The organism is Microbacterium enclense, assembly GCF_004022425.1.
Lineage (GTDB): Bacteria > Actinomycetota > Actinomycetes > Actinomycetales > Microbacteriaceae > Microbacterium > Microbacterium enclense_A.
The window spans coordinates 1-24,472 of the sequence record NZ_RBZY01000041.1; the positions used below are offsets into that span (position 1 = coordinate 1).

Sequence of the window (24,472 nt, forward strand, 5' to 3'; positions counted from 1 at the left end):
TGCCCGACAAGGCCATCGACCTGATCGACGAAGCCGCGTCGCGCCTGCGCATGGAGATCGACTCGGCTCCGCTCGAGATCGACGAGCTGCGCCGCCACGTCGACCGCCTCAAGCTCGAGGAGCTCGCGCTCAAGAAGGAGAAGGACGCCGCCTCGAAGGAGCGCCTGGCGACCCTGCGCGAGACCCTCGCCGCCGAGCAGTCGAAGCTCGACGAACTCCAGGCGCGGTGGGAACGGGAGCGTGCGTCGCTCAACCGCGTCGGCGACCTCAAGACGCGGCTCGACAAGGCCCGCGTGGATGCCGAGCGCGCCCAACGCGAGGGCAATCTGGAGCGCGCGTCGCGCCTGCTGTACGCCGACATCCCGGCGCTCGAGCGCGAGCTCATGACCGCAGAGCGCGAGGAGCCCGCCGGTGACCGCATGGTCAACGAGCAGGTGACCGACGAAGACATCGCGGCCGTCATCGCCGCGTGGACCGGCATCCCGGTCGGGCGCCTCCTGCAGGGCGAGACCGAGAAGCTGCTGCACCTCGAGCGCGAGCTCGGCAAGCGCCTGATCGGACAGAAGGATGCCGTGAAGGCGGTGTCCGACGCCGTACGGCGCTCGCGGGCCGGCATCAGCGACCCGAACCGTCCGGTCGGCTCCTTCCTCTTCCTCGGCCCGACGGGTGTCGGCAAGACCGAGCTCGCGAAGGCGCTCGCCGACTTCCTCTTCGACGACGAGCACGCCATGGTGCGCATCGACATGTCGGAGTACGGCGAGAAGCACTCCGTCGCCCGGCTCGTCGGTGCCCCTCCGGGGTACATCGGCTACGAGCAGGGCGGTCAGCTGACCGAGGCCGTGCGTCGGCGCCCGTACAGCGTGGTGCTGCTCGACGAGGTCGAGAAGGCGCACCCCGAGGTGTTCGACATCCTGCTGCAGGTGATGGACGACGGTCGGCTGACCGACGGACAGGGCCGCACGGTCGACTTCACCAACGTCATCCTGATCCTGACGTCGAACCTCGGCTCGCCGATCCTCATCGACCCGACGCTGTCGATCGAGACCAAGCGCGATCAGGTGCAGGCGCTGGTGCGGCAGGCGTTCAAGCCCGAGTTCGTGAACCGACTCGACGACATCGTCATCTTCCAGGCGCTCACCCAGGACGACCTCGCCCAGATCGTAGAGCTCGCGGTCGACGCGCTGCACAAGCGGCTGCGCGAACGCCGCCTGACGCTCGCGGTCACGCCCGATGCGCGGTCGTGGCTCGCCGAGCGCGGCTACGACCCGGTGTACGGCGCGCGACCGCTGCGGCGTCTGATCCAGTCCGAGGTGCAGGACCGCCTCGCCATGGCGATCCTCGCCGGCGGTGTGCACGACGGCGACCTGGTGAAGGTCGACGTCGCGAGCGACGGCGAGTCGCTGGTGCTCACGAGCGCCGGACCCGCCGACGAGCAGGGCGACCTCGACGACGACGTGATCGAGGCCGAGATCGTCGAGTAGTCGGATGCCGAGGGGATGCCGCGCCGGGTGCGTGGCATCCCCTCGTCTGTGCCGTCGTGAAGCGCCTCGCTACCCTGGCGCCATGACGATCGCGACGGCCGACCTCTACGACGAGCGCGGCGATGACCTCGACTCCCTGTCACTGCAGCTGCTCGATCTCGGCGGTCGCGTCGCCTTCGACGGTCCCGCGCGCACGGTGCGCTGCCACCGTGACAACGCACTCGTGAAACAGGTGCTCGCCACCCCGGGCGACGGGGCCGTGCTCGTCGTCGACGGCGGCGGCTCGCTCGAGTCCGCGCTCGTCGGCGACCTGATCGCGGCGTCCGCGGTCGAGAACGGGTGGGCCGGGGTCATCGTGCACGGGGCGATCCGCGACCGGGCGGCCCTGGCATCCCTGCCGTTGGGGGTCAAGGCGCTCGGCTCGAACCCGCGGAAGAGCGCGAAGGACGGCGTCGGCGAGGTCGACGTCCCGGTGACGATCGCGGGCGTCGTGTTCACGCCCGGGCGGCACGTGTGGGCTGACGCGGACGGCGTGCTCGTCGAGCGCTGATCGGGTCTTGACGCCGCACTTCACTTTTGAAAGTATCAGCGCCATGAGCCTCTTCCTCACGTGTCCCGTCGAGTCCGTCGAGCGGGCGACGGCCTTCTACACCACCCTCGGATGGACGCTCAACGAGCAGATGTCCGACCACAACGTCTCGTGCTTCGCGATCGCGCCCGAGCAGTACGTCATGCTCGGCAGCCGCGAGATGTACGCCGCCGTCGGCGGCACTGAAGACCTGATCGGCGGGCCCGAGACTCCCTCGAAGATCACGGTGTCGTTCGACCTCGGCAGTCGCGAAGCCGTCGACGCCCTCGTCGAGCGCGCCGGGGCGGCGGGTGGCCGCGTCGGCGACACCGACGACTACCCGTTCATGTATCAGCGCCAGTTCGACGACCCGGACGGCTACCACTACTCGCCGTTCTGGATGAAGACAGACGCCGAAACGTCCGAGTGAGCGACCTCGCGGCGGCTCTCGATGTCGTCGGGCCGCGGTGGGCGCTGCTCATCGTGGAGCGGCTGCTCGACGGCCCGCAGCGCTACGGCGATCTGCAGGGCGACCTCGGCATCGGCACCGCGATCCTCGCCGCGCGGTTGCGCGAGCTCGAGGAGGCCGGCGTCCTCCGGCGACTCCCGCTGAAGCACAACACGCGCGCCTACGCCCTGACCGAGCGGGGCGAGGCGCTGCGCGAGGCGATCGAGGCGCTGTCTTCGTGGGCCGCTTCCGTCCCCACCCTGGTGCCGACCGCGGCGCCAGATCACGCGACGTCGCCGAGATCACCCGGCGGTGGGCGCCAGGACGGGTGATCTCAACCGCGTCGTGTGCTCTGGGGCTGACCTCGATGGATTCGTGGATCGAGCAGATCGGCACGAGGTGGGTGCCCGTGATCGAGAGATACGACCGCCGCCGAAATGCCACCGGGATCGAACGCCTCCATCAGGAGGACGCGGCCCAGGCCCGCGGCATCCCTGGGGCGGGAACGAGAAATTCCAGCAGAACGACCCGCGGGCGTCGCTCGGCGCCATCGCCGGGCTGCTCGATCGCGGCGGAAACGTGTTCTCGACCCGGACCGCGGATCGGCTGCGGCTGTTGCGCTACGCCACGTTCAACGTCGCGATGGGCAACACCGACGCCCACGCGAAGAACTTCTCACTCCTCCATGACGAGGCGGGGGCGATGTTCCTCGCCCCCCCTCTACGACGTGGCCCCGCTCGCCCTCGCGTACGGGGCCACGACCCGTCTCTCCATGTGGATCGATGGCGTGCAACAGCTTCCTGACGTGACACGCGCGGACCTCGTTGCCGAAGGCGCATCGTGGGGGCTGTCGGAAGCCTCCGCGACCTCCGCCGTGAACGAGACGCTTGCGCCGATGGTGGCGGCGACGCGCATACTCGCGGCCCACGACAGCATCGCGGCCCACGTTCCGGGCTACGTGCGGGGACAGGCACTGAATCTTCTCGACGGCAAGCCCGCCCGCATCGCCTCCCACCTGCCGCTGATGCTGCGCGACCGCCTCGGGACTCCTCAGCCCCGCGATTAGCCGGGCGTCAGGCGTCGAGCAGCAGCGAATCGGCGAGCGGGCGGCGCGTGCGGGGAGCGGCCTCGCGGGCGCGGACGGCCTCCTCGGCGGCGGCCGGGTCGCCGAAGGCACCCACCGCGATCACCGTCACCGGGATGAAGCGCGGGTCGATGTCGAACGCGGCGCGCAGCTGGTCGGCGGAGAAGCCGCCCATCGTGTGGGTGGCGAGCCCGCGGGCGTGCGCCTCGACCGTGAAGAACGCGGCGGCCTGGCCGGCGTCGTACGTCGCCCACGGGCGGGCGGTGCCCTCGGCGTCGGCGGTCTCGGCGAGGACGACGAACAGAGCCCCGGCGGCCGGAGCCCATCCCTGGTTGAAGCCGACGAGCGACTCGACGATGCGGGCGTGGGCATCGGTGCCGCGGCGGGCGAGCACGAAACGCCAGGGCTGCGTGTTGTTGGCGGACGGCGACCACCGCGCCGCCTCGAACGCCGCCCGGAGCGCTTCCTCGTCGATGGGAGCCTCGGCGTCGAAGACGCGGGTGCTCCAGCGCTCGGCGAGGACGTCGAGGATCGGGACGTCGGTCTGAGCGGCGCGGTCGAGAACGTGGGACATGGGTACTCCTGAGGGTGGAAACGAAGCCGGGGCACCGTCGACCCGATCCATCCAACGCGGTCTCACCGCTCGATGTTCCCCTGTGTCGGTGAAAGTCACAGACCCCAGGACGCCGGACCCGCGGTGCCCGCCGGGTACTCCTCGAGCGGCACGTCATCCGCGCGCCACGCGTCGATGACCGGCTGCACGATGCGCCAGCACTGCTCGGCGGCGTCGCCGCGGACGGCGAGCATCGCATCGCCGTCCAGGATGCCGGAGAGCACTTCGCCGTAGGCCTTCAGACCGCCCTCGCCGAGGTCTGCCGCGAGGGTGACGCGTTCCAGCTCGAGCGGGTCGTCGGCGCCGTTGACGTTCAAGCCGAGGCTCATCGTGTCGGGGCCGAGTGAGAACGTCAGCACGGTGGGCGAGCTCTCGCCGACGAAGCCGCCGGGGAGATGCCGCACGGGCTTGAAGGTCACCGTCACGGCGGGGTCGCCGGCGTCCGACCCGAGGGCCTTGCCCGACCGCAGCACGATCGGCACGCCCTGCCAGCGGGCCGTGCGCACTTCGACCGTCATCTCGGCGAGCGTCTCGGTCTGCCGCGACGGATCGACCCCGGGCTCATCGGCGTACGACGCGAAGTGCCGGTCGCCGACCGAGCCCGCGGTGTAGCGGGCGCGGCGCGAGCTCTGCACCGGGTCGTCGTCCCATACGTGCGTCGCGCGGAGCACCGCGGACGTGGCATCCCGCAAGTCCAGCTGGTCGAGCGAGGACGGCGGCTCCATCGTCACGAACGCCATGACCTGCAGCAGGTGGCTCTGGATCATGTCGACCAGGGCGCCGGCGTGGTCGTAATACCCCGCGCGACCCTCGAGCCCGAGCTTCTCGGGGTAGTCCACCGTGACGGTGGCGATGTCGTCGGCCGACCACACGCTCTCGATCAGGCGGTTGGCGAAGCGGACGCCGAGGAGGTTCAGCACCGTGGATCGACCGAGGAAGTGATCGATGCGGAACACCTGCTCTTCGGGGACGAGCTTGGCGACCAGCTGGTTCAGCGCGTGGGCGCTGGCCTCGTCGGTGCCGAAGGGCTTCTCCAGCGCCAGGATCGTGCCCTCGGGGATCGTCACGTCGGCGAGAGCGACGCAGGCGCTCTCGGCGACGGCGGGCGGCACCGCGAAGTACAGCGCGGGGCGGCCCTCAACGGCATCGAGCAGCTTCTGGAGGTCGGCGGCCTTCGTGATGTCGGCCTGACTGTAGGTGGTCTCGCCGACCGCGTCGAAAGCCGCGTCGGCCCCCATCGTGGCGAACGACGCGCGGACGACGTCGCGCCAGTGCTCGTCGGTCCAGTCGTCCATACCCGCACCGTGCAGCCGCACCGAGCGGTCGGGCTCGCGGGTCAGCAGCTGCCCGAGCGCGGGGAGGAGCAGTCGCGAGGTGAGGTCGCCCGAAGCGCCCAGGATGATCAGGGTGGTGTCCGCCGGCATGTGGCCCACCGTAGCGCCCCGCTCCGACACAGGCTCGTCGCTTGCAGCGAGCCCACCGATGCCGCTAGCGAGATGCTCGGCCACGATGTCGGGATCCCCTGCCACAATCACGAGGGTGAGTACCGCGATCGAGGATTACGCCGTCCTCAGCAACTGCCGTTCCGCCGCCCTCGTCTCGCGCGACGGGAGCATCGACTGGCTGTGCCTGCCCCGCTACGACAGCGGGTCGATGTTCGGGGCGCTGCTGGGCGATGAATCGCACGGAGCGTGGTCGCTGCGCCCCACGGATCCGGATGCCACGGCGACCCGCCGCTACGACGACGACACGTTCGTGCTCGTCACGCGGTGGGAGACGGCCACCGGGGTCGCCGAGGTGCACGACGCGATGCCGATCGACGAGGGCGTCGAGGCGGTCATCCGGCGGGTCGTTGGGATCGCGGGCGAGGTCGACTTCGTCAGCGAGGTGCGTTTCCGCTTCGACTACGCGCGGGCGGTGCCGTGGGTGCGGCAGATCGGGTCGGGGCACGAGCACGCGATCCTCGCGGTCGCGGGGCCGGATGCCGTGGTGCTGCGCGGTCCGCGACTGATCGCGGTCGATACGGCCCACCGCGCGCTGTGGACCACCGTCGCGGGCGAGAACGTGGACTCGGTCCTCGAATGGGGGCCGTCGTGGCGCGAGGCGCCCGAGCCCATCGACGTGGATGCCGCGCTCAAGCGCACCCTCGAATGGTGGGTGACGTGGGCGGCGCGCGTGAAGGCGACGGGCGAGCACGCCGAGCTCGTCACCCGTTCGCTGCTGGTGCTCCGCGCGCTCACGCACTCCGAGACCGGGGGCATCGTCGCCGCGGCCACCACGTCGCTGCCCGAGGATTTCGGCGGCGAGCGCAACTGGGACTACCGCTACGTGTGGCTGCGCGACGCGGCCCTCACCCTCAGCGCGTACATCGATCACGGGTACCTCGAGGCGGCCCACCGGTGGCGCCGGTGGTTGCTGCGGGCCATCGCCGGAGACCCTGCCGATGTCCAGATCATGTACGGCATCGCGGGGGAGCGCGACCTCCCCGAGCGCGAGGTCACGAGCCTGCCCGGATACGAGGACGCGCGGCCGGTGCGCATCGGCAACGGGGCTGTCGACCAGTACCAGGCCGACGTGATCGGCGAGGTCCTGGTGGCCCTCGAAGAGGCGCGCCGGGCCGGGGTCGAGGAATCGACGTTCTCGTGGGCGCTGCAGCGGGCGCTGCTCGCCCAGCTCGTGCAGTGGGTCGACCGCCCCGACAACGGCATCTGGGAGATGCGCGGCGACCCCCACTTCTTCACGCACTCGCGGGCGATGGTGTGGGCGGCGTTCGATCGTGGCATCCGGGCCGTCGAACAAGACGGATTGGACGGCGAGGTCGAGACCTGGCGCGCCCTGCGCGATCGCGTGCGGGCAGAGATCGATGCCCGCGGTGTGCATTCCGGAGGGTGGTTCACGCAGCACGCCGACACCGACGAGGTCGACGCGTCGCTGCTGATCCTGCCGCAGGTCGGGTTCTGCGCCTATGACGACCCCCGCATGCTGGCGACGGTCGAACGCATGGAGCAGACCCTCATGCCCGACGGCTGGCTGCTGCGCTACCGCACGACCGGTGTCGACGGGCTGGCCGGCGACGAGCACCCCTTCCTGGCGTGTTCGTTCTGGCTCGTCGGACAGTACGCGCGGACGGGACGCCGCGACGACGCCGTCGCCCTCATGCGGCGGCTGACGGCGGTCGCGAACGACGTCGGTCTTCTGTCCGAGGAGTACGACCCGCGCGGCAAGAGGCAGGCGGGCAACACCCCGCAGGCGCTGTCGCACCTCGCGCTGGTCGGCGCGGCCGACGCCCTCCTGACGACAGCTCCCTGACATCTCCGCCCCGACCGGCCCCGGGCGGTTCTAGAGTCGGGGGCATGACCGACGACGACGTCGAGCTGAACCGCCTGCGTGAGCGTGTCTACGGCGACACGGGAACCCCGGCGACCCCCGAAGAGATCGCGCGGCTCACCGTCCTCGAAGAGGCGCGCCGCACCCCCACCGCCGCCCCGTCCGTCCCCTCCGCCCCGCCTGCGCCCCTCGCGGAGACAGCGCCCGTCGAGGCCGAGGAAGACGAGCCGACGGATGCCACGCCTCCCCGCCACCGCGCGCTCGCCGCCATCGCCGCAGTGGCTGTGGCGGGTGTCCTTCTCGGCGCCGGGTACGCCGTCGGCGTGGCGTCGCCGGCGTTCGTGGCCGCCTCGTCCACGCCGTCACCGACGCCCTCGGTGCGCTACCCCGAGCTGGCGTTCCCGCAGAGCGACGACGATGTGATCTCGGCGAGCATCATCGACGACAGCGGCATCGATCCCGCAACCACCCGGTACATCGCCGTGATGCGCGGGTTCCGCGTCTTCCTCGCCCAGCCCGAGCGCGGAGACGGCGTCTGCGTGGTGACGTTCATCGTCGTGAACGACCAGCCCTGGTCCGCGGGGTGCACCACCGGCGGACCTTTCGATGACGGAGCGGTGTTCGGGATCGACCAGCACCTCAGCGTCGGGCTCGGCGACACGAGCCGCATGTCGATCCGCGGCACGCCCGTGCGGTTGTCGGAGTCGGTGACCGCGTACGTCACCGAGTGATCGGCCACACAGGGAAAGGACACGACATGTTCCACACCGAGGGAGCCTTCTCCGGCTTCGCCGTCGACGATCTCGACGCCGCCCACCGCTTCTACGCCGACACGCTCGGCATCCGGGTGGAGGTGCTCGAGGGATCCGGATTCCTCCGTCTCCACCTGGCATCCGGCGGCTCCGTGCTCGTCTACGGCAAACCGCACCACACCCCGGCGTCGTTCACGGTGCTGAACTTCCCGGTCGCCGACGTGGAGGCCGCCGTCGACGACCTCCGCTCTCGCGGCGTCGACACGAAGATCTACGACGACGGCGACTTCCCCACCGACTCGCGCGGCATCATGCGGGAAGGCGGACCGCTCATCGCCTGGTTCCGCGACCCCGCGGGCAACGTCCTCGCCGTCCTCGAGGGATGAGAAGCGGGATGGATGCCAGAAGCCGTGGCATCCATCCCGCCGGTGACCGGGCCCGAGCCGGTCAGCCCCGCAGCGCCTCCGCGAGCTTGACGCGCGCCCCCATGCGCAGCAGGGAGTTCTGATAGATGCGGGCGGCCAGCGCGATCGCCGCGACGCACGAGGCGACGAGGATCAGCAGCGACAGGACGGGCTCCCACCACTGGGCATCGCCGAGGTACATGCGCAGCGGCATCCCGACGGGTGCCGAGAAGGGCACGTACGACATGATCGTCAGCACGACGGGGTTGTCGTTGAAGAAGATCACGAGGAAGTACGGCGCCATGATCAGCATGGTGATCGGGGTGGTCGTGGCCCCGATGTCCTCCTGACGCGAGACCATCGCGGCGGCCGCGGCGAACAGCGACGCCAGCAGGACGAAGCCGAACAGGAAGAAGATCGCGAACCACGCGATCGGCGCGCCGAGCGCACCGAGCACCCCGACTTGATCGGTGACGGCGAGACCGATCACGGCCACCGCGGCGAGCAGGATGATCTGCGCCATCGCGAGGACCGTATTGCCCAGCACCTTGCCCGCCAGCAGCGCCCGCACCGGGATCGCGGAGATCAGGATCTCGACGACCCGCGTCTGCTTCTCCTCGACGACGCTCTGCGCGATCGTTCCGCCGAAGGTGCTGGCCGCGATGAGGAAGACGATGCCGAAGCCGAGCGCGATGAAGTAGCGGAGCACGTCCGCGGCACCTGCACCGGGTTCGAGCGACTCGACCGGGGGTGTCTCGCTCAGCATCTGCAGCAGCGTGCTGGGGACCCCGTCCTTCACCACCACGGTGTAGTCGAACGCCGGGTTCGTCGAGCCCGAGACCAACGCGGCATCCACCGTGCCGTCCTCGACGAGCGCGCGGGCGTCGTCGTCGGAATCCGCGACCGTGGCCTCGACGCCCTCGAGCCCGGACAGGGCCGCCTGCGTCTGACTCGTGACGGCGACCGGGATGCCACTGCCCACCGCGTCGCGGGCGGCGAAACCGCCCCAGAGCACCGACGCGAGAGCCGCGACGATGAGGATCGCCGTCGAGATCACGAACGCTTTGCTCCGCAGCTTCGACCCGATCTCGCGCTCGGCCACCAGCCACACGCTCTGCAGCTCGCTCGGCGTCGACCGACGGGACGTGTTCGTGGTGCTCACTGGATGACCTCCTTGAAGATGTCGGCGAGGGTCGGGCGCTGCGGCGCGAAGCTCGCGACGTCGCCGCGGGCGACCGCTGCCCGGAGGACCGCCTGGGCCGCGTCGTCGTCGGCCGCGTCGAAGACGGCGTACCCGCCGTCGAAGTCGAGCACGGTGATGCCCGGCTGGTCGCGCAGCCACCCGGCGTCCCCGCCTGAGAGCAGCTCGTACCGGTGCGTCGCGTGCTCGGCGCGCAGCGCGTCGCGGCTGCCGGCCGCGCGGATCGTGCCGCCGGCGATGATCACGAGGTCGTCGCACAGGCGCTCGACGACGTCGAGCTGGTGCGACGAGAACAGCACGGCCGTGCCGGTGGCGGCCTTCTCCTGCAGCACGCCCGCGACGACGTCGACGGCGAGCGGGTCGAGGCCCGAGAACGGCTCGTCCAGGATCAGGACGTCCGGTTCGTGCACCAGCGACGCGGCGATCTGCGCGCGCTGCTGGTTGCCCAGCGACAGCGTCTCGACGAGGTCGTTCAGGCGCTCGCCGAGGCCCAGGCGCTCGAGCAGGGCCGTCGCTTTCGCCGTCGCCTCCGCCTTGCCGAAGCCGTGGAGACGGGCGAGGTAGGCGATGTGCTCGGCGACCTTCATCTTCGGGTACAGGCCGCGCTCCTCCGGCATGTAGCCGAAGCGGCGGCGGTCGGCCGCCGTCAGCGGTGCGCCGTCGATCGCCACGGTGCCCGCGTCCTTGGCGAGGACGCCGAGCGCGATGCGCATGGTCGTGGTCTTGCCCGCGCCGTTGCCCCCGACGAACCCCGTCAGTCGGCCCGGTGCGACGGTGAAGGTCACATCGTCGAGCACGCGGCGCCCGCCGTAGCTCTTCGTGATGCCGTTCAGTTCCAGCACGGTCCACCCCTCTCTGGTGATGGCATCCACGCTACGGACGGCCGCGCGCTCGGGCATCCGTCCGGGGGAGGGTTCCGCCTCTCCGCCGTGCGGGGGAGGACCTACGTCAAGCCGTGGCGGTGGGCCAGCACGACCGCCTGGACGCGGTCGCGCGCGCCGAGCTTCTGCAGCACGTTCGACACGTGCGTCTTCACGGTCGCCTCGCCGATGAACAGGCGCGCCGCGATCTCGGCGTTGCTCAGCGCCTCGGCGACGAGCTTCAAGACCTCGGCCTCGCGATCGGTGAGGGGCTCGGCGAGGACGAGCGGCTCGATCGCGGGCGCCGTGCGACGGGTGGAGGTGGATGCCACCATCTCGCCGCCGTGACCCGCGAATCGCGCGATGACGCGGCGCGTGACTTCGGGCGCGAGGAGCGCGTCGCCGGCCCCGACCACCCGCACGGCGCCCACGAGCTCCTCGGGCCCCGCGTTCTTGAGGAGGAAGCCGCTGGCTCCCGCCGCAAGGGCGTCGAACAGGTAATCGTCGCGGTCGAAGGTCGTCACGATGAGCACGGCGGCGTTCGAGGCGGGGTCGGCGACGATCCGCCGCGTCGCCTCGAGCCCGTCCATGTCGGGCATCTGGACGTCCATGCAGATCACATCGGGTCGCAGCTCGACGGCCGCGGCGATCGCCTCGATGCCGGTGCCCGCTTCGCCGACGACGTCGATGTCGTCCTCGAGCGACAGGATCGTGCGGAACCCCGCCCGCATCATCGCGTGGTCGTCGACCAGCAGCACGCGCAGCTCAGGCATGGGCGACCTCGACCTCGACCAGCGGCACACGGACCCGGACGAGATACCCGCCGCGCGTGCGCGGGCCCATCTCGATGCTGCCGCCCGACACCGCGGCGCGTTCGCGCATGCCGCGTTGACCGAGGCCCGGGGCGCCGGAGCCCCGGCGGCCGGTGTTGGTCACCTCGAGTTCGACGGTGGTGTCATCGAATCGGACGCGCACGTCGGCCGTCGCGGCGGGCCCCGCGTGCCGGCGGGCGTTCGTCAGCGCCTCCTGCGCGATGCGGAAGAGGTTCACCTGCACGAGCGGCGGCGGCTCCACAGCCGGCTCACCGATGACGGCGAAGGTCGTCGGGAGTCCCGCCGCGGAGGCCTCCGCGACGAGGGATGGGATGGATGCCAGTCCGTGGGTCGTCGGAGCGGTGTCGGTGCTCGGCTCGCCGCCGTCGGCGGTATCCGGGGTCCGGAGCGTCTCGAGCAGCTGCCGCAGCTCGCGCAGCGATGTGCGGGCGGATTCCTCGATACCGCTCAGAACCTCGCGGGACTTGTCCGGGTCGCGGTCGATGACCGAGCGGGCCACACCGGCCTGCACACCCATGAGCGAGACGTGGTGCGCGACGACATCGTGCAATTCGCGGGCAATGCGGACCCGGTCGAGAGCGACGGCCTGGGCGGCCGTGATCTCGCGCTCGGCCTCGAGCTCGGCCGTGCGCTCCTCGAGCGCCGTGCGCTGCAGACGCTGTTGATGCGAGCGCTCGCCGAAGAAGTACGCGCCGCCGAAGAAGAGGGCGTTCAGTGCCAGCCCGAGCAGCTGGGAGGCGACGAAGGGAGAGAAGGCGCCCGTGCGGGACGGGAAACCCTCGGGCACCTGGTCCACCGGCATCGTGGCGTCCTGGAACATCACGACGAACAGCCACGCGAACATGCCGAGGATGATGGCCGCCCGCACGATCGTGGCCCGGCGCCGGTTCGTCGACCAGGCTCCGACCGTGTAGATCGCGATGAACATGGCGATGTTGCCCGCGTACACCTCGGGGACCCGGAGCGTCACGGCGAAGAAGTACGCCGCCGAGACGATCACGGCCACGATCGACGGCCAACGGCGACGGAAGGCGAGCGGAATCGACAGCACCGCGACGTACAGCACGGCGAGCACGAACTCCGCCTGCTGATCGCCGTAGATCCCGGCGACCGCGGACAGCACCGCGCTGAGAAGTCCCCCGACGAACAGCACCGCCGCGAGCACGATGTCGCTGCGCCACTGCGCGCGCGTGAGCTTCGGCATCCCTCCACGTTATTCCGGACTCCCGGCGTTCTGCATCCCCCTGGGGACGGAGTCAACCCCCGCGAGGGAGAGTCCGCGAAACGAAAAGCTTGCACGTGAATGCATCGCGGCGCTTCGCGCCTCCGTCATCCCAGGAAGGACCATCGTGACCGACTACACGATCGGCTACATCGTCGGCAGCATCTCCAGCACGTCCATCAACCGCCGTCTGGCCAAAGCGCTGGCGAAGGTGGCGCCCGAGGGCGTGACCCTGAAGGAGATCCCGATCGCGGACCTCCCGTTCTACTCGCCCGACTATGACGGCGACTTCCCCCAGGTCGCGCGCGACTTCAAGGGTGCGATCGAGGATGCCGACGGCGTCATCGTCGTCACCCCCGAGTACAGCCGCTCGATCCCCGGCGTGCTGAAGAACGCGCTGGACTGGTCGGCCCGTCCCTACGGTGAGGCCTCGTTCAACGACAAGCCCACCGCCGTCGTCGGCACCTCGCAGGGCGGCATCGCCACCGCGGCCGGTCAGCAGCACCTGCGTTCCGTGCTGCTCCACTACAACGCGCTCGTCCTCGGTCAGCCCGAGGGCTACATCCAGTCGACGCCCGGCCTGTTCGACGAGGACGGCACCGTCAACGACGAGGACACCGCCGCGTTCCTGCGCTCGATCATCGAGGCGCTCGTGACGCTCGTGCGGCGCACCGCGCCCGCCGAGGTCCCCGCGGCCTGACGCCTCGCGTGCCGGTTTGGGGCGCGATCCGCGCGTTGGGGCGTGAGATTTCCGGCCCCGACGCACGAGATGCGCCCCAAACCCGCTTGGCTCACGCCCCGGTCAGTCCTCGTCGGCGGGGGGACCGTCGGGGGAGGGCCGATCTCTTGCGGCCAGCTCCCCGCGCAGATGCACGAAACCGAGCGCCATGATCACGATGCCGACGAGGACGATCGCGACTCTGACGGCGACGTGCATGTCCGGGAACAGCAGGTTCGGAAGCGTCAGGATGAACGTCGCGGCGATGAAGTACCAGACCGCCGTGGAGTCCTGTCGGTCTTTCGTTGGTGCCATGAAGATCTCCTCCCTCCGTGCGAGCGTAGGGAGGATCACGTCGCCGCGACTCCCCCGTGAGACGGAGCAGTGGATGCCGTCAGCCGAAGATCATCGGCAGATCGTCGTCGTCGTCCCCGTGTGAGAAGTCGAGGTCGGCGACGACGGGCACGTGGTCGCTCGGCGCCTCGCCCTTGCGCTCGTTGCGGTGGATCTCGGCGCCCTGCACCGCGTCGGCGAACGCCGGGGAGCCGAGGATGAAGTCGATCCGCAGCCCCTCGTTGCGGGGGAAGCGCAGCTGCTTGTAGTCCCAGTACGTGTATCCGGTGGGGATGAGCGGGCGCACGACGTCGGTGAGCCCCGCGGACTCGAACGCGGCGAACGCGGCGCGCTCGGGCGGCGAGACGTGGGTGGTCGCACCCTCGACCACGGTGGGGTCGCCGTTGTCGGCATCCGTCGGGGCGATGTTGAAGTCGCCGGTCAGGGCCAGAGGGAGACCGGGGTTCGCCGCGAGGGTGTCTCCCGTGTGGAGGCGCAGGGCCTCGAGCCAGTCGAGCTTGTAGCGGTAGTGCGGGTCGTCGAGTCCGCGGCCGTTCGGGACGTACAGGCTCCACACGCGCACGCCGTTGATCGTCGCGCCGATCGCGCGCGCCTCCTTCGGCAGGTCGGGGCCTTCCTTGCCCTTCTCGAACCCGGGCATGCCGGGGAAGCCGATCTCGACGTCGTCGATCGGCTCACGGCTCGCGATCGCGACGCCGTTCCACTGGTTCAGCCCGTGCGCGACGACGTGGTACCCGGCCTCTTCGAACGCGGCGTACGGGAACTGCTCCGTCTTGCACTTGATCTCCTGCATCGCCAGCACGTCGATGTGCTCGCGCACGGCGAATTCGACGGTGCGGGCGACGCGGGCGCGGACGGAGTTGACGTTCCAGGTGGCCAGGCGCATGGCATCCAGCCTACTTTCGGCCGCCGACATCGCCGGTCGCCCGCGGGTGCCGCGCGGGATGAGCAAATAGACTCGACGCCGTGACCGCCGCCTCCACGCCCGAGCTCGAAGCCGACCGTCAGGCCCTCATCGGCCTCATCAACGCCGAGGGGGTGTTCCACGGCGACTTCACGCTCTCCAGCGGCAAGAAGGCGACGTACTACGTCGACATGCGCAAGCTCACGCTCGACCACCGCGCGGCCCCCGCGATCGGCCGTCTCGTGCTCGACCTCGTGAAGGACCTCGACGGTGTCGTCGCCGTCGGCGGACTCACGCTCGGGGCCGACCCCATCGCCAACGCCGTCATGCACGAGTCGGTGCACGCGGGTCACCCGCTCGACGCGTTCGTCGTGCGCAAGGAGCCCAAGGACCACGGCCGCGGCCGCCAGATCGAGGGCGCCGACGTCGCGGGCAAGCGCGTCGTCGTCGTCGAGGACACCTCGACCACCGGTCAGTCCGCGCTCAAGGCTGTCGAGGCGCTGCGCCGCGAGGGTGCCGACGTCGTCGCCGTCGCCGTGATCGTCGACCGCAAGACCGGCGCGCAGGCCGCGATCGAGGCCGAGGGCCTGCAGTGGCTGGCATCCATCGACCTCGACGACCTGGGGCTGCAGCCGCAGTAACCCTTTTGCGGCGGTTCCGGGAACAGGTGCCGTGCCGGCAACAGGCCGTTCCGGCGCGGATCGCCCTGTTCCGGGCACATCCCCTGTTCTCGCGACACGGACCGGATGCCACCCAGCCGGCGGCGAGAGTCAGCTGCCGCCTTCACGACCGGATGCCACGACCCGGCGATGCGCGTCAGTCGTCGCCCGGGCCGTCGAACGGGTCGCGACCGCCCCCGCGCCGCGACCGGCGCCACTGCACGACGAAGGCGACGAGCGCGCCGGCCGTGATGAGGATGGCGGTGAGGAGCCAGAGCGTGCGGTCGTCCATGGTGTCTCCCGGTCAGGTGGGGCGCGTGCCCGCGGCGGCGTCGGCGACGATCTTGGCGATGCGGGCCTCGCGTGTCTGCGGCCTGACGGCCATCGCGATCTGCGTGAGTCCGAACTTGCGACTCGACGGCGGGAAGGCATCCCAGTTCGCCCGGGCGGCGGGCACGGCGTCGAGCGCGGCGGCGAGCTCGGGTGGTTCGATGCCGGCCTCGGGACCGTCGAGGATCTCCCACGCTCCGTTGGCCCGAGCGACCTCGAGCGCGCGGATACCGGCCGGGCGCAGTCGACCCTCGGCCTCGAGTCGCGCGATGCGGGCCTTGTTCGTCGCCGCCCAGCCGCTCATCGCGCGGCGGGGTGCGAACCACAGTCCCGAGCTGACCTCGTCGAACACCCGCACGGGTCCGTCGATCCACCCGAAGCACAGCGCTTCGCAGATCGCCTCTTCGTAGCCGACGTAGCGGCCCGCGTCGGCGCCGCGGCCGCGGAGCAGCCAGGCGCCTCTCGACACGGTGTGGTTCTCTTCGAGCCAGCGGCCCCACTCGACGGCGTCGACCGCCGCGACCTTCACCCCGTCATCGAGCGCGCCCACGTCACAGGCCTTCGGCCAGCCCCTCCTCGCCGTCGGCGAGGTCGGTCTCGATCGGTTCGTCGCGGATGAGTTCGGCCACGGATGCCAGGATCTCGTCGGGCCGGAACGGGTACTTCTCGATCTCGCGCTGATCGCTGATGCCCGTCATCACCAGGACGGTGTGAAGCCCCGCTTCGATGCCGGCCACGATGTCGGTGTCCATGCGGTCGCCGATCATGCCGGTGTTCTCGGAGTGCGCACCGATGCGGTTGAGGGCCGAGCGGAACATCATGGGGTTCGGTTTCCCCACGATGTAGGGCTCCTTGCCGGTGGCCTTCGTGATGAGTGCCGCGATCGCGCCAGTCGCGGGCAGTACGCCCTCGGTGGAGGGGCCCGTGGCATCCGGATTCGTGGCGATGAAACGGGCGCCGTCGCGGATGAAGCGGATGGCCTTCGTGATCGCCTCGAACGAGTAGTTGCGCGTCTCGCCGACCACGACGTAGTCGGGATGGGTCTCGGTCATGATGAATCCGGCCTCGTGCAGTGCCGTCGTGAGACCGGCCTCGCCGATGACGAAGGCGGAGCCGCCGGGCATCTGCGACCGAAGGAAATCGGCCGTCGCCAGCGCCGACGTCCAGATCGCGGACTCGGGGACCACGAGACCCGATGACCGCAGCCGGGCGCTGAGATCGCGGGGCGTGAAGATGGAGTTGTTGGTGAGGACGAGAAACGGCGTGCCCTCGGACTTCCACTGCGCGAGAAGTTCGGACGCGCCGGGGATCGGGGTGTTCTCATGGACGAGCACGCCGTCCATGTCGGTGAGCCAGCATTCCACGTCGCCACGGGTTCGCATGGGTTCAGCCTAGCCCGGGGGCCCGACACGGCCAGGGGACGGATGTGCGCACGGGCCACCCGATCGGGCACCCGTGCGCACACGCGGATTACTTGAACGCGTCCTTGACGTTCTCGCCCGCCTTCTTCGCGTCGGCCTTGGCCTGCTCGGTACGGCCCTCGGCCGCGAGCTTGTCGTTGTCCGTGGCGTTGCCGACGGCTTCCTTCGCCTTGCCCACGATGTCCTGAGCGGCGTTCTTGATCTTGTCGTCGAGACCCATGATCGGTTCCTTCCCTTCACTGAAGACGTCGCGCCGGGTGATGGCCGCGGCGGAGCGGTGCGCTCACTGATCAGACGGAGCGAGCCGACGGTTCGTCACGCGATCGAGCGAAAAAGTTCACGAGATCGGTATTCCGCGTCGGGAATGAACCCGTGACGGCGTCCCGCGATCTCGTTAGGGTCGAAGGGTGGCGCGCGACGAGTGGGATCCCCGAAACCTTCCCGACCTGTCGGGCCGCGCCTACCTCGTCACCGGTGCCACACGCGGCCTCGGGTACTTCTCCTGCGAGCAGCTCGTCGGGGCGGGCGCGCACGTCGTGCTGACCGGCCGCAACCCGAACCGCCTCGTGCTCGCCAAGGACGCGGTGAAGCGGACGCACCCGGATGCCTCGATCGAGACGCTCCTGCTCGACACGAGCAACCTCGGTTCGGTGCGCGCCGCCGCGGCGACGGTCCGCGCGCGGGGCCGGCTCGACGGCCTCCTGATGAACGCCGGCATCGTGCACCCGGCGAAGACCCGCGAGGTGGCGGGCGGCCACGAGAAGATCTTCGCCACCAACGTGCTCGGACACTTCGCCCTCGCGGGCGAACTGCTCACGCCCCTGGCCTCGGCCCGCGGCCGCATGGTGTGGGTGGGCAGCATGTCGACGTCGTTGTGGAAGCACGTGCCCACCGACCCCGAGCTCGTCGAGGGGTACACGCCGTGGCGGGCCTACGTGCAGTCCAAGGCCGCCACGACCATGCTCGCCCTCGAGGCCGATCGCCGGCTCCGCGCGCACAGCGTGCCGGTCGAGAGTCTCGTGGCCCACCCGGGCTACTCCACGAGCGGACGCACCCGCGGCATCCGGGGCGTGAACGAGCCGTCGCGTCTCACGCGCTTCTTCGACAACCTGCAGGCTCCCATCACGCAGTCCAAGGACGAGGGGGCGTGGGCCCTGGTGCGGGCGCTCGTCGACCCGCTCGCCGAGGGCGGGACGATGTTCGGACCGGCTCAGGTGCTGCGCGGTGCGCCGCGCTCGGCGACACCGGCGCGACGGACGCGCGACGCCGAGATGAGCGCGGACCTGTGGCACGCGTGCGAGACGGCGACCCACGTCCGGTGGCCGTTCGAACGCGTGCGGCGCACGGCATCCTGAATCGGCACGCCGCGATTTCGAAGCGTGCCCCTACAGTGATCGCATGGAGCCCACCGCTCGTGACACTGTGGCCGACCACCGGGGACTGACAGCGGCCGCGGTCGCCGAGCGAGTCGCCGCCGGGCAGACGAACGCCTTCGTCGCCGACAGCAGCAGGTCGGCGTGGAACATCGTTCGGGCCAACGTCTTCACGCTCTTCAACGGCATCGTCGGCGCGTGCTTCCTCGTGCTGCTTCTGCTCGGCCGCTGGCAGGACGCGCTGTTCGGCGTCGCCGCGCTCTCGAACGCGGTCATCGGGTGCGTGCAGGAGTTCCGGGCCAAGGCCGCCCTCGATCGCCTCGCCCTGCTGAACGCTCCACGCGCGCGTGTGCGTCGCGACGGATCCGACTCCGAGATCGCCCCCGCCGAGGTCGTCCGCGACGATCTGCTCGTGCTGCGGGCGGGAGACCAGGTGCCCGCCGACGCGGTCGTGTCCGAATCCCGGGCGCTGCAGATCGACGAATCCATGCTCACGGGGGAGTCGGATGCCGTCGACAAGCGACCGGGCGACGAGGCGCTGTCCGGGTCGATCGTCGTGGCCGGGGAGGGAACGGCTCGGGTCACGCGCGTGGGCGCCGAGTCGTACGCGAACGCGTTCGCCGCGGAAGCCAAACGCTTCCAGCTGGTCTCGAGCGAGCTGCGCACGTCGATCGACCGTGTGCTCCGGTGGGTCGGCTGGGGGATCGGGCCCATCGGTCTCCTCGTCCTGAATGCCCAGATGATGGTCGCCGGCGGATGGATCGAGGCCTGGCAGCAGGGCACGTGGTCGCAGGCCGTGGTCAACACGATCGCGGCGCTCACGGCGATGATTCCCCTCGGCCTCGTGCTCATGACCTCCATCGCGTTCGCCGTCGGCGCGGCACGGCTGGCGGGCAAGAAGGTGCTCGTCAACGAGCTGCCCGCGGTCGAGGGCCTCGCCCGGGTCGACATCATCTGCCTCGACAAGACGGGCACGCTCACCGCGGGCGAGATCCGTTTCGACGCGGCGCTCGAACTCCAGACGGCCGACGGTTGGCGGGATGTGCTGGCGTGGTACGGCGCGGCCGAGGATGCCAATGCCACCGCGCAGTGCCTGCGGGAGCCGTTCCCGGTCGCCGTGCCGCTACGGGCCGCGCAGCACATCCCCTTCTCCTCGGCCCGCAAATGGAGTGCGGTGTCCTTCGCCGGAGCCGCGCCCGGGGCGTGGGTGCTCGGGGCGCCCGAGATGGTGTTCGGCGATACGGCGGCGGATGCCACGAGCGAGCTCGGCGCGGCGGTGACCCGTCTCGCCTCGTCGGGGCGTCGCACGCTGGTACTCGCCCACACCGTCGCCGCGCTCGACGACGCCGACGTCGCCGTGGAGCGTTTCCCGGATGGCGCCACTCCCGTCGCGGTCCTGACCTTCGTCGAGGCGGTGCGACCGGACGCCCCCGAGGCGCTCGCGTACTTCCGTGAACAAGGCGTCGCCGTGCGCGTCATCTCCGGGGACAACCCGCGCACGGTTGCCGCGATCGCCCGCGAGGTCGGACTCGAGGTCGACGAGGGCTACGACGCGCGGGGCCTCCCCGACGACGATGTCGAGCTCGGGCGCATCCTCGAGGAGCACACCGTCTTCGGACGCGTCACCCCCGACCAGAAGAAGCGCATGGTCTCCGCCCTGCAGGCGCGGGGACACGTCGTGGCGATGACCGGCGACGGCGTCAATGACGCGCTCGCGATCAAGACCGCCGACATCGGCATCGCGATGAACTCCGGTGCGGCGGCCACCAAAGCCGTGGCGCGGCTCGTGCTGCTGGACGGGCGCTTCTCGCATCTCCCGTCGGTCGTCGCCGAGGGGCGTCAGGTGATCGCCAACATCGAGCGCGTCTCGATGCTCTTCCTCACCAAGACCGTCTACGCCACGGGCCTCGCGATCCTCTTCGGCGCCCTCGTGATGGAGTTCCCGTTCCTCCCGCGACAGCTCTCGATCACCGACGGCCTGACCATCGGCATCCCCGCCTTCTTCCTGGCGCTGCTGCCGAACACCCAGCGCTACGTCCCGGGGTTCCTGCGCCGGTCACTGAGCTTCGCGATCCCCGCTGGTCTTGTGATCGCCGTCGCTCTGACGCTCTACACACGGGCCGCGATGGCACTGGGCCTCAGCGTCGAGCAGCTGCGGACCGGGGCGACGATCATCCTCGCGATCGTGGCGATCTGGGTGCTGACGGTGCTGTCCCGGCCGGTCACGCGCGTGAAGGTGCTCGTCATCGGGGCGATGTTCATCGCGCTCACCGCGATCTTCACGATCCCGGCGCTCGGGCAGTTCTTCCAACTGCAGGACCCGGGCGAAGACGGCGCCTGGTTGATCACCGGGGTGGTGATGGCGGCCGTCGCCGCGATCGAGATCGTCCGCTTCGCTCACCGCCGCTTCGTGCGGTGGACGCTCCGACTCCCCACGGCTCGGACCGGAGCCGCGACTCACCGCGTCGGTGCCGGAGCGGTCGACGAAGGTATCGCTCGGCGGAAATAGCGCCGCGCCGTCGGGGGGATCCACACCGCCGCGAGCACCGCGAGTGCCGCGAGCTGCGCGACGATGATCGTCGGGTCGAGCTCGGTGAGGGCGAGGGCGATCGCCTGCAGCACGACGAGCAGCGACAGGTACGCGGTCAGCAGGTTCCGCGCCAGACGGCTGCCGCGAGCCAGCGACGATCCGCCGGCGACGGTGAGCAGTCCCAGCAGGATCGTCGCGGCGCCGACCAGCGACACCGGCAGGACATCGTCGGCATCCACCTCGTACCGCGCCAAGAGGACGAGGACGCCGAGTGCGGTGTTGGCGAAGCCGCCCACGTAGACGAGCACGACCGCGACGGTGACGGGAAGGGGGCGACGCACTCCGTCGGTGTCGGTCATGGATACCTCCCCTCGTCAGCTCCATGGGAGCCGGTTGGGGTCAGCGTAACGGTGGAGCGGGACTCTCGGGTGCTCAGCGCGTGAGCCAGACCGACGCCCCGGCGCCGTCGGGCAGCGACACCTCGACGCCGTCGGCGCGCACGACGTCGCGCGAGACGACCTCGAGCTCGTGTCCGACGTCGATCCGTCGTGCGACGAGCGCGCGAAGGAGCTCCGGGTCGCGGTCGCTCACGCGCAGCACGCGTCCGGAATGACCGGATGCCGCATCTCCGAGCAGCACGAAGGGTTCGCGGTGCACCGCCCCGGTGGCATCCGGGATCGCATCCCCGTGCGGGTCGAACCGGGGGCGCCCGAGCCGCTCGTCGATGCCTTCGAGCAGGCGGTCGCTGAGCGAGTGCTCGAGAACCTCGGCCTCGTCGTGCACCTCGTCCCATGAATAGCGGAACTCGCGGACGAGCCAGGTCTCGATGAGGCGGTGGCGGCGGATCACGGACGCTGCTCGCCGTTCACCGGCAGGCGTGAGCGAGACGGGTCCGTACGGTCGGTGGCTGACGAGCCCCTGCGCCGCGAGCTTCTTCACCATCTCGGTCACGCTCGAGGGGGCGAGGCCCAGAACACCGGCGAGCTGCGAGGGCGTGATCGGGTCGTCCTGCCACTCGGTGTGGTGGTAAATGGCCTTCAGATAGTCGTCGGCCACGGGCGATTCCACGCGCTCAGCCTAACCGCCGGTGAACACCAACCACAGGAGCAGGGTGTTCAGCGCGACGAGGAAGGCCGCGGCGAGCACTCCCGCTGCCGTCGTGAGCGCACGGTTGCGGTGCGCGCCGAGCACGTCGCGCCGGGCCGTGAGGGCGACGAGGGGGATCAGGGCGAACGGGATGCCGAAGGACAGCACGACCTGGCTGAGCACGAGCGCGAGGGTCGGGTCGATGCCGACCGCGAGGATCACGAGCGCCGGGATCAATGTGACGAGGCGACGGGTGAGTAGCGGCACCCGGACGCGTAGGAGCCCGTGCATGATCTCGGCGCCCGCGTACGCGCCCACCGAGGTCGAGGCGAGGCCGCTCGCCAGCAGTCCCACGGCGAAGAGGGTCGCGATGGTCGCCCCGAGTCCGTCGCGCAGGGCCGCGTAGGCGCCCTCGAGGCTGTCGGTGCCATCCACCCCGGTGAGGTTCGCGGCGGCGAGCAGCAGGATCGCGAGGTTCACGGTGCCGGCGACGGCGAGGGCGATCGTGACGTCCCACCGGGTCGCTCGGAGCAGTCGGGCGGTCGACACACCACGCGCGGCCTCGAGCCCCGCGGCCGCGGTGGGCTCGGACGGAGCGAAGCGATCACGGCTTAGGGCCGAGTGGGCGTAGATCGCGTGCGGCATGATCGTGGCGCCCAGGATCGATGCGGCCAGCAGCACCGAGGTCGCGCCCTCGAAACGGGGAACGAGTCCGCCCACGACACCGGCCGGATCCGGCGGAGCGAAGAAGAGCCCCGCGGAGAAGCCGACCGCGATGATGACGAGAAGGCCGATCACGACGGTTTCGAAGGCGCGCGCGCCTCGACGCGATTGCACCATCAACAGAACGATCGAGACGACGCCCGTGATCGCCCCGCCCCACAGCAGCGGGATGCCGAACAGCAGGTTGAGCGCGACCGCGCCGCCGATCACCTCGGCCACGTCGGTGGCCATCGCCACCAGCTCCGCCTGCAGCCAGTAGGCCCGTCGTGCCCACGGGCGGTGGAGGCGACGGCCCAGCACCTGCGGCAGACTCTCGCCCGTCACGATGCCGAGCTTCGCCGACAGGTACTGGATGAGCCACGCCATGACGTTGCCGAGCACGACGACCCAGACCAGCAGGTAGCCGAACATCGCCCCCGCCGTCATGTTGCTGGCGACGTTGCCCGGATCGAGGTACGCGACCCCCGCGACCATCGCCGGGCCCAGGAGCCACGCCGCACGGCCCCGGGTGCGGCGCGGAGTCGTGGCATCCATGGTTTTCGGCATGCCGAAATCTTATCGACTTTTCGGGCGACCGAAAACGGGGGACCGCCCCGCCGCGAGGCGGATAGCCTGGGACCGTGACCTTCGACGACGCGACGCCCGATCCCGCGGGTGCAGCGCCGGAACTCCTGCACGGGGTGGGGCCCTGGCCCGGCGGACCCGAGGCCTGGCCGGAAGACCCGCGCTACGACCGCGCGCTGCTGGCCGAGGGCGACCGGCGCAACGTCGTCGACGCGTACCGCTACTGGACGATGGATGCCATCGTGGCCGACCTCGATGAGCGGCGGCATCCGTTCCACGTCGCCATCGAGAACTGGCAGCACGACCTCAACATCGGATCGATCGTCCGCAGCGCCAACGCGTTCCTCGCTGCGGAGGTGCACATCATCGGCAAGCGTCGCTGGAACCGCCGCGGCGCGATGGTGACCGACCGGTACCAGCACGTCCGCCACCACGAGGACGTCGCCGCGTTCGTGGAATGGGCGCAGGGAGAGGATCTTCCCGTCCTCGCGATCGACAACGTCGAGGGGTCGGTGCCCGTCGATCGGGCGGAGCTTCCCGCGGCGTGCGTGCTGCTGTTCGGTCAGGAGGGGCCGGGGCTCTCGCCCGAGGCGCTCGCCGCGGCCACGAGTGTCGTCGAGATCACGCAGTACGGTTCGACGCGGTCGATCAACGCAGCCTCGGCGGCGGCGGTCGTCATGTACGAATGGTGCCGCCGCTGGGCGTGACGCGCCGGGGTCAGCGGGCGTCGACGCTCCGCGGGCACTCGTCGACGACGGGTCGGCCGTGGACGCGCCCGGCCCGCAGGAGCATGAGCGCTCCGGTGTAGAGCACGACGGCGCTCGTGAGGACGGAGACGCCGAGGACCGCTCCCGAGAACGGTCTCTCCCGGTAGACGTAGGACGCCGTCGCGGCATCCCATTCCTGGTACTCGACGAAGTAGAAGCCGCCCGCGCAGAAGATGGCCATGGCCAGGATCAGCGCGGCGGTCACGATCAGCGTTGCCCCGGTATGCCCCCGCATGCGACCAGGATACGG

The 24,472-nt window shown here is 70.5% G+C and carries 30 protein-coding genes; 14 read left to right on the top strand and 16 right to left on the bottom strand.

Features of this window, described 5'->3' with window-relative positions; genetic code table 11:
• From D8Y23_RS11625 to D8Y23_RS11650, 6 genes are all read left to right on the top strand, one after another.
• Window positions 1-1,481 (top strand): AAA family ATPase (locus D8Y23_RS11625; protein WP_128218291.1); only part of this gene is annotated, 1,481 nt, incomplete at its 5' end.
• An 82-nt stretch (window positions 1,482-1,563) separates the two neighbouring features.
• Window positions 1,564-2,031, top strand: a complete 468-nt coding sequence (gene rraA / locus D8Y23_RS11630; RefSeq protein ID WP_128218292.1) for a ribonuclease E activity regulator RraA — start codon at window positions 1,564-1,566, stop codon at window positions 2,029-2,031.
• A 43-nt stretch (window positions 2,032-2,074) separates the two neighbouring features.
• Window positions 2,075-2,479, top strand: a complete 405-nt coding sequence (locus tag D8Y23_RS11635; protein ID WP_128218293.1) for a VOC family protein — start codon at window positions 2,075-2,077, stop codon at window positions 2,477-2,479.
• Window positions 2,476-2,829, top strand: a complete 354-nt coding sequence (locus tag D8Y23_RS11640) for a winged helix-turn-helix transcriptional regulator (protein WP_128218294.1) — start codon at window positions 2,476-2,478, stop codon at window positions 2,827-2,829. Before D8Y23_RS11635 ends, D8Y23_RS11640 begins: the two co-directional genes overlap by 4 nt.
• 67 nt (window positions 2,830-2,896) lie before the next feature.
• Entirely contained in the window at window positions 2,897-3,301 is a 405-nt protein-coding gene (locus D8Y23_RS17315; RefSeq protein ID WP_428844477.1) for a HipA domain-containing protein, read from the top strand.
• Window positions 3,270-3,563 carry a hypothetical protein gene (locus D8Y23_RS11650; protein WP_164878225.1) on the top strand — a complete coding sequence of 98 codons (294 nt, stop codon included), beginning with the start codon at window positions 3,270-3,272 and terminating at the stop codon, window positions 3,561-3,563. Before D8Y23_RS17315 ends, D8Y23_RS11650 begins: the two co-directional genes overlap by 32 nt.
• A gap of 7 nt (window positions 3,564-3,570) precedes the next feature.
• Here the strand turns inward: D8Y23_RS11650 and D8Y23_RS11655 are convergent, their stop codons facing one another.
• Both D8Y23_RS11655 and D8Y23_RS11660 read right to left on the bottom strand, forming a co-directional pair.
• Entirely contained in the window at window positions 3,571-4,155 is a 585-nt protein-coding gene (locus D8Y23_RS11655) for a nitroreductase family protein (RefSeq protein WP_128218296.1), read from the bottom strand.
• 95 nt (window positions 4,156-4,250) lie between these two features.
• Window positions 4,251-5,618, bottom strand: a complete 1,368-nt coding sequence (locus tag D8Y23_RS11660) for a glucose-6-phosphate dehydrogenase (protein ID WP_128218297.1) — start codon at window positions 5,616-5,618, stop codon at window positions 4,251-4,253.
• An 85-nt stretch (window positions 5,619-5,703) separates the two neighbouring features.
• Between D8Y23_RS11660 and D8Y23_RS11665 the strand changes: the two genes are divergently transcribed.
• Genes D8Y23_RS11665 through D8Y23_RS11675 form a run of 3 tightly spaced genes read left to right on the top strand, consistent with a single transcriptional unit; the run spans window position 5,704 to window position 8,659 of the window.
• Window positions 5,704-7,503, top strand: coding sequence for a glycoside hydrolase family 15 protein (locus D8Y23_RS11665; protein ID WP_128218298.1), 1,800 nt, complete (start codon window positions 5,704-5,706; stop codon window positions 7,501-7,503).
• Window positions 7,504-7,547: 44 nt separating this feature from the next.
• Window positions 7,548-8,252 (top strand): hypothetical protein, encoded by a 705-nt coding sequence (locus tag D8Y23_RS11670; protein ID WP_128218299.1) that lies wholly within the window; start codon window positions 7,548-7,550, stop codon window positions 8,250-8,252.
• A 26-nt stretch (window positions 8,253-8,278) separates the two neighbouring features.
• Window positions 8,279-8,659, top strand: coding sequence for a VOC family protein (locus tag D8Y23_RS11675; RefSeq protein WP_128218300.1), 381 nt, complete (start codon window positions 8,279-8,281; stop codon window positions 8,657-8,659).
• A gap of 61 nt (window positions 8,660-8,720) precedes the next feature.
• Here the strand turns inward: D8Y23_RS11675 and D8Y23_RS11680 are convergent, their stop codons facing one another.
• The 4 genes from D8Y23_RS11680 to D8Y23_RS11695 all read right to left on the bottom strand — a co-directional run bounded on the left by D8Y23_RS11680 (window position 8,721) and on the right by D8Y23_RS11695 (window position 12,775).
• Window positions 8,721-9,839, bottom strand: a complete 1,119-nt coding sequence (locus D8Y23_RS11680; protein ID WP_128218301.1) for an ABC transporter permease — start codon at window positions 9,837-9,839, stop codon at window positions 8,721-8,723.
• On the bottom strand, window positions 9,836-10,720 hold the full coding sequence (locus D8Y23_RS11685) for an ABC transporter ATP-binding protein (RefSeq protein ID WP_128218323.1): 885 nt from the start codon (window positions 10,718-10,720) through the stop codon (window positions 9,836-9,838). The genes D8Y23_RS11680 and D8Y23_RS11685 overlap by 4 nt, the downstream gene beginning before the upstream one ends.
• A 101-nt stretch (window positions 10,721-10,821) precedes the next feature.
• Entirely contained in the window at window positions 10,822-11,511 is a 690-nt protein-coding gene (locus D8Y23_RS11690; RefSeq protein WP_128218302.1) for a response regulator, read from the bottom strand.
• Window positions 11,504-12,775 (bottom strand): sensor histidine kinase, encoded by a 1,272-nt coding sequence (locus D8Y23_RS11695; protein WP_128218303.1) that lies wholly within the window; start codon window positions 12,773-12,775, stop codon window positions 11,504-11,506. Before D8Y23_RS11695 ends, D8Y23_RS11690 begins: the two co-directional genes overlap by 8 nt.
• 145 nt (window positions 12,776-12,920) lie before the next feature.
• On the opposite strand from D8Y23_RS11695, the gene D8Y23_RS11700 reads away from it, so the two are divergent.
• Entirely contained in the window at window positions 12,921-13,493 is a 573-nt protein-coding gene (locus D8Y23_RS11700; RefSeq protein ID WP_128218304.1) for an NADPH-dependent FMN reductase, read from the top strand.
• A gap of 102 nt (window positions 13,494-13,595) precedes the next feature.
• On the opposite strand, the gene D8Y23_RS11705 is transcribed toward D8Y23_RS11700, so the two are convergent.
• Window positions 13,596-13,826, bottom strand: a complete 231-nt coding sequence (locus tag D8Y23_RS11705) for a hypothetical protein (protein WP_128218305.1) — start codon at window positions 13,824-13,826, stop codon at window positions 13,596-13,598.
• Between the two features lie 79 nt (window positions 13,827-13,905).
• A complete protein-coding gene (locus tag D8Y23_RS11710; protein WP_128218306.1) occupies window positions 13,906-14,751 on the bottom strand; it encodes an exodeoxyribonuclease III in 846 nt (281 codons plus the stop codon).
• Window positions 14,752-14,831: 80 nt separating this feature from the next.
• Between D8Y23_RS11710 and pyrE the strand changes: the two genes are divergently transcribed.
• Complete coding sequence (pyrE, locus tag D8Y23_RS11715; protein ID WP_128218307.1) at window positions 14,832-15,410, top strand: orotate phosphoribosyltransferase; 579 nt, start codon at window positions 14,832-14,834, stop codon at window positions 15,408-15,410.
• Between the two features lie 175 nt (window positions 15,411-15,585).
• Here the strand turns inward: pyrE and D8Y23_RS17230 are convergent, their stop codons facing one another.
• The 4 genes from D8Y23_RS17230 to D8Y23_RS11730 all read right to left on the bottom strand — a co-directional run bounded on the left by D8Y23_RS17230 (window position 15,586) and on the right by D8Y23_RS11730 (window position 17,399).
• Window positions 15,586-15,720 carry a hypothetical protein gene (locus tag D8Y23_RS17230; RefSeq protein ID WP_275087508.1) on the bottom strand — a complete coding sequence of 45 codons (135 nt, stop codon included), beginning with the start codon at window positions 15,718-15,720 and terminating at the stop codon, window positions 15,586-15,588.
• Window positions 15,721-15,732: 12 nt separating this feature from the next.
• The gene (locus D8Y23_RS11720) at window positions 15,733-16,308 is read right to left on the bottom strand and encodes a YdeI/OmpD-associated family protein (protein ID WP_128218308.1); all 576 of its coding nucleotides are present in this window, start codon (window positions 16,306-16,308) and stop codon (window positions 15,733-15,735) included.
• A gap of 1 nt (window position 16,309) precedes the next feature.
• Window positions 16,310-17,140, bottom strand: a complete 831-nt coding sequence (locus tag D8Y23_RS11725) for an HAD-IIA family hydrolase (RefSeq protein WP_128218309.1) — start codon at window positions 17,138-17,140, stop codon at window positions 16,310-16,312.
• A gap of 88 nt (window positions 17,141-17,228) precedes the next feature.
• Window positions 17,229-17,399 carry a CsbD family protein gene (locus D8Y23_RS11730; protein WP_128218310.1) on the bottom strand — a complete coding sequence of 57 codons (171 nt, stop codon included), beginning with the start codon at window positions 17,397-17,399 and terminating at the stop codon, window positions 17,229-17,231.
• A 187-nt stretch (window positions 17,400-17,586) separates the two neighbouring features.
• Here D8Y23_RS11730 and D8Y23_RS11735 point away from each other — a divergent pair, with 187 nt between their 5' ends.
• A complete protein-coding gene (locus D8Y23_RS11735; RefSeq protein WP_128218311.1) occupies window positions 17,587-18,534 on the top strand; it encodes an SDR family NAD(P)-dependent oxidoreductase in 948 nt (315 codons plus the stop codon).
• A gap of 43 nt (window positions 18,535-18,577) precedes the next feature.
• A complete protein-coding gene (locus tag D8Y23_RS11740) occupies window positions 18,578-21,061 on the top strand; it encodes an HAD-IC family P-type ATPase (protein ID WP_128218312.1) in 2,484 nt (827 codons plus the stop codon).
• Here the strand turns inward: D8Y23_RS11740 and D8Y23_RS11745 are convergent.
• The 3 genes from D8Y23_RS11745 to D8Y23_RS11755 form a co-directional block, all read right to left on the bottom strand.
• Entirely contained in the window at window positions 21,010-21,441 is a 432-nt protein-coding gene (locus tag D8Y23_RS11745; RefSeq protein WP_128218313.1) for a hypothetical protein, read from the bottom strand. The two genes, D8Y23_RS11740 and D8Y23_RS11745, sit on opposite strands and share 52 nt — an antisense overlap.
• Before the next feature lie 73 nt (window positions 21,442-21,514).
• Entirely contained in the window at window positions 21,515-22,150 is a 636-nt protein-coding gene (locus tag D8Y23_RS11750) for a metal-dependent transcriptional regulator (protein ID WP_128218314.1), read from the bottom strand.
• Window positions 22,151-22,159: 9 nt separating this feature from the next.
• On the bottom strand, window positions 22,160-23,437 hold the full coding sequence (locus D8Y23_RS11755) for an Nramp family divalent metal transporter (protein WP_205797110.1): 1,278 nt from the start codon (window positions 23,435-23,437) through the stop codon (window positions 22,160-22,162).
• A 74-nt stretch (window positions 23,438-23,511) separates the two neighbouring features.
• Here D8Y23_RS11755 and D8Y23_RS11760 point away from each other — a divergent pair, with 74 nt between their 5' ends.
• Window positions 23,512-24,162 carry a TrmH family RNA methyltransferase gene (locus tag D8Y23_RS11760; protein WP_128218315.1) on the top strand — a complete coding sequence of 217 codons (651 nt, stop codon included), beginning with the start codon at window positions 23,512-23,514 and terminating at the stop codon, window positions 24,160-24,162.
• A gap of 10 nt (window positions 24,163-24,172) precedes the next feature.
• Here the strand turns inward: D8Y23_RS11760 and D8Y23_RS11765 are convergent, their stop codons facing one another.
• Window positions 24,173-24,427, bottom strand: coding sequence for a hypothetical protein (locus D8Y23_RS11765; protein WP_128218316.1), 255 nt, complete (start codon window positions 24,425-24,427; stop codon window positions 24,173-24,175).
• Window positions 24,428-24,472 lie beyond the last annotated feature (45 nt).

Excerpts from the sequence above, each read along its gene's own strand:
- D8Y23_RS11745 (WP_128218313.1), bottom strand. The coding sequence starts at position 21,441 with ATGACCGACACCGACGGAGTGCGTCGCCCCCTTCCCGTCACCGTCGCG.
- D8Y23_RS11670 (WP_128218299.1), top strand. The coding sequence starts at position 7,548 with ATGACCGACGACGACGTCGAGCTGAACCGCCTGCGTGAGCGTGTCTAC.
- D8Y23_RS11660 (WP_128218297.1), bottom strand. The coding sequence starts at position 5,618 with ATGCCGGCGGACACCACCCTGATCATCCTGGGCGCTTCGGGCGACCTC.
- D8Y23_RS11730 (WP_128218310.1), bottom strand. The coding sequence starts at position 17,399 with ATGGGTCTCGACGACAAGATCAAGAACGCCGCTCAGGACATCGTGGGC.
- D8Y23_RS11725 (WP_128218309.1), bottom strand. The coding sequence starts at position 17,140 with ATGCGAACCCGTGGCGACGTGGAATGCTGGCTCACCGACATGGACGGC.
- D8Y23_RS11655 (WP_128218296.1), bottom strand. The coding sequence starts at position 4,155 with ATGTCCCACGTTCTCGACCGCGCCGCTCAGACCGACGTCCCGATCCTC.
- D8Y23_RS11755 (WP_205797110.1), bottom strand. The coding sequence starts at position 23,437 with ATGCCGAAAACCATGGATGCCACGACTCCGCGCCGCACCCGGGGCCGT.
- D8Y23_RS11705 (WP_128218305.1), bottom strand. The coding sequence starts at position 13,826 with ATGGCACCAACGAAAGACCGACAGGACTCCACGGCGGTCTGGTACTTC.
- D8Y23_RS11650 (WP_164878225.1), top strand. The coding sequence starts at position 3,270 with ATGTGGATCGATGGCGTGCAACAGCTTCCTGACGTGACACGCGCGGAC.
- D8Y23_RS11740 (WP_128218312.1), top strand. The coding sequence starts at position 18,578 with ATGGAGCCCACCGCTCGTGACACTGTGGCCGACCACCGGGGACTGACA.
- D8Y23_RS11695 (WP_128218303.1), bottom strand. The coding sequence starts at position 12,775 with ATGCCGAAGCTCACGCGCGCGCAGTGGCGCAGCGACATCGTGCTCGCG.
- D8Y23_RS11635 (WP_128218293.1), top strand. The coding sequence starts at position 2,075 with ATGAGCCTCTTCCTCACGTGTCCCGTCGAGTCCGTCGAGCGGGCGACG.
- D8Y23_RS11675 (WP_128218300.1), top strand. The coding sequence starts at position 8,279 with ATGTTCCACACCGAGGGAGCCTTCTCCGGCTTCGCCGTCGACGATCTC.
- rraA (WP_128218292.1), top strand. The coding sequence starts at position 1,564 with ATGACGATCGCGACGGCCGACCTCTACGACGAGCGCGGCGATGACCTC.
- D8Y23_RS11710 (WP_128218306.1), bottom strand. The coding sequence starts at position 14,751 with ATGCGCCTGGCCACCTGGAACGTCAACTCCGTCCGCGCCCGCGTCGCC.
- D8Y23_RS11690 (WP_128218302.1), bottom strand. The coding sequence starts at position 11,511 with ATGCCTGAGCTGCGCGTGCTGCTGGTCGACGACCACGCGATGATGCGG.
- D8Y23_RS11665 (WP_128218298.1), top strand. The coding sequence starts at position 5,704 with ATGTCGGGATCCCCTGCCACAATCACGAGGGTGAGTACCGCGATCGAG.
- D8Y23_RS17230 (WP_275087508.1), bottom strand. The coding sequence starts at position 15,720 with ATGGACGACCGCACGCTCTGGCTCCTCACCGCCATCCTCATCACGGCC.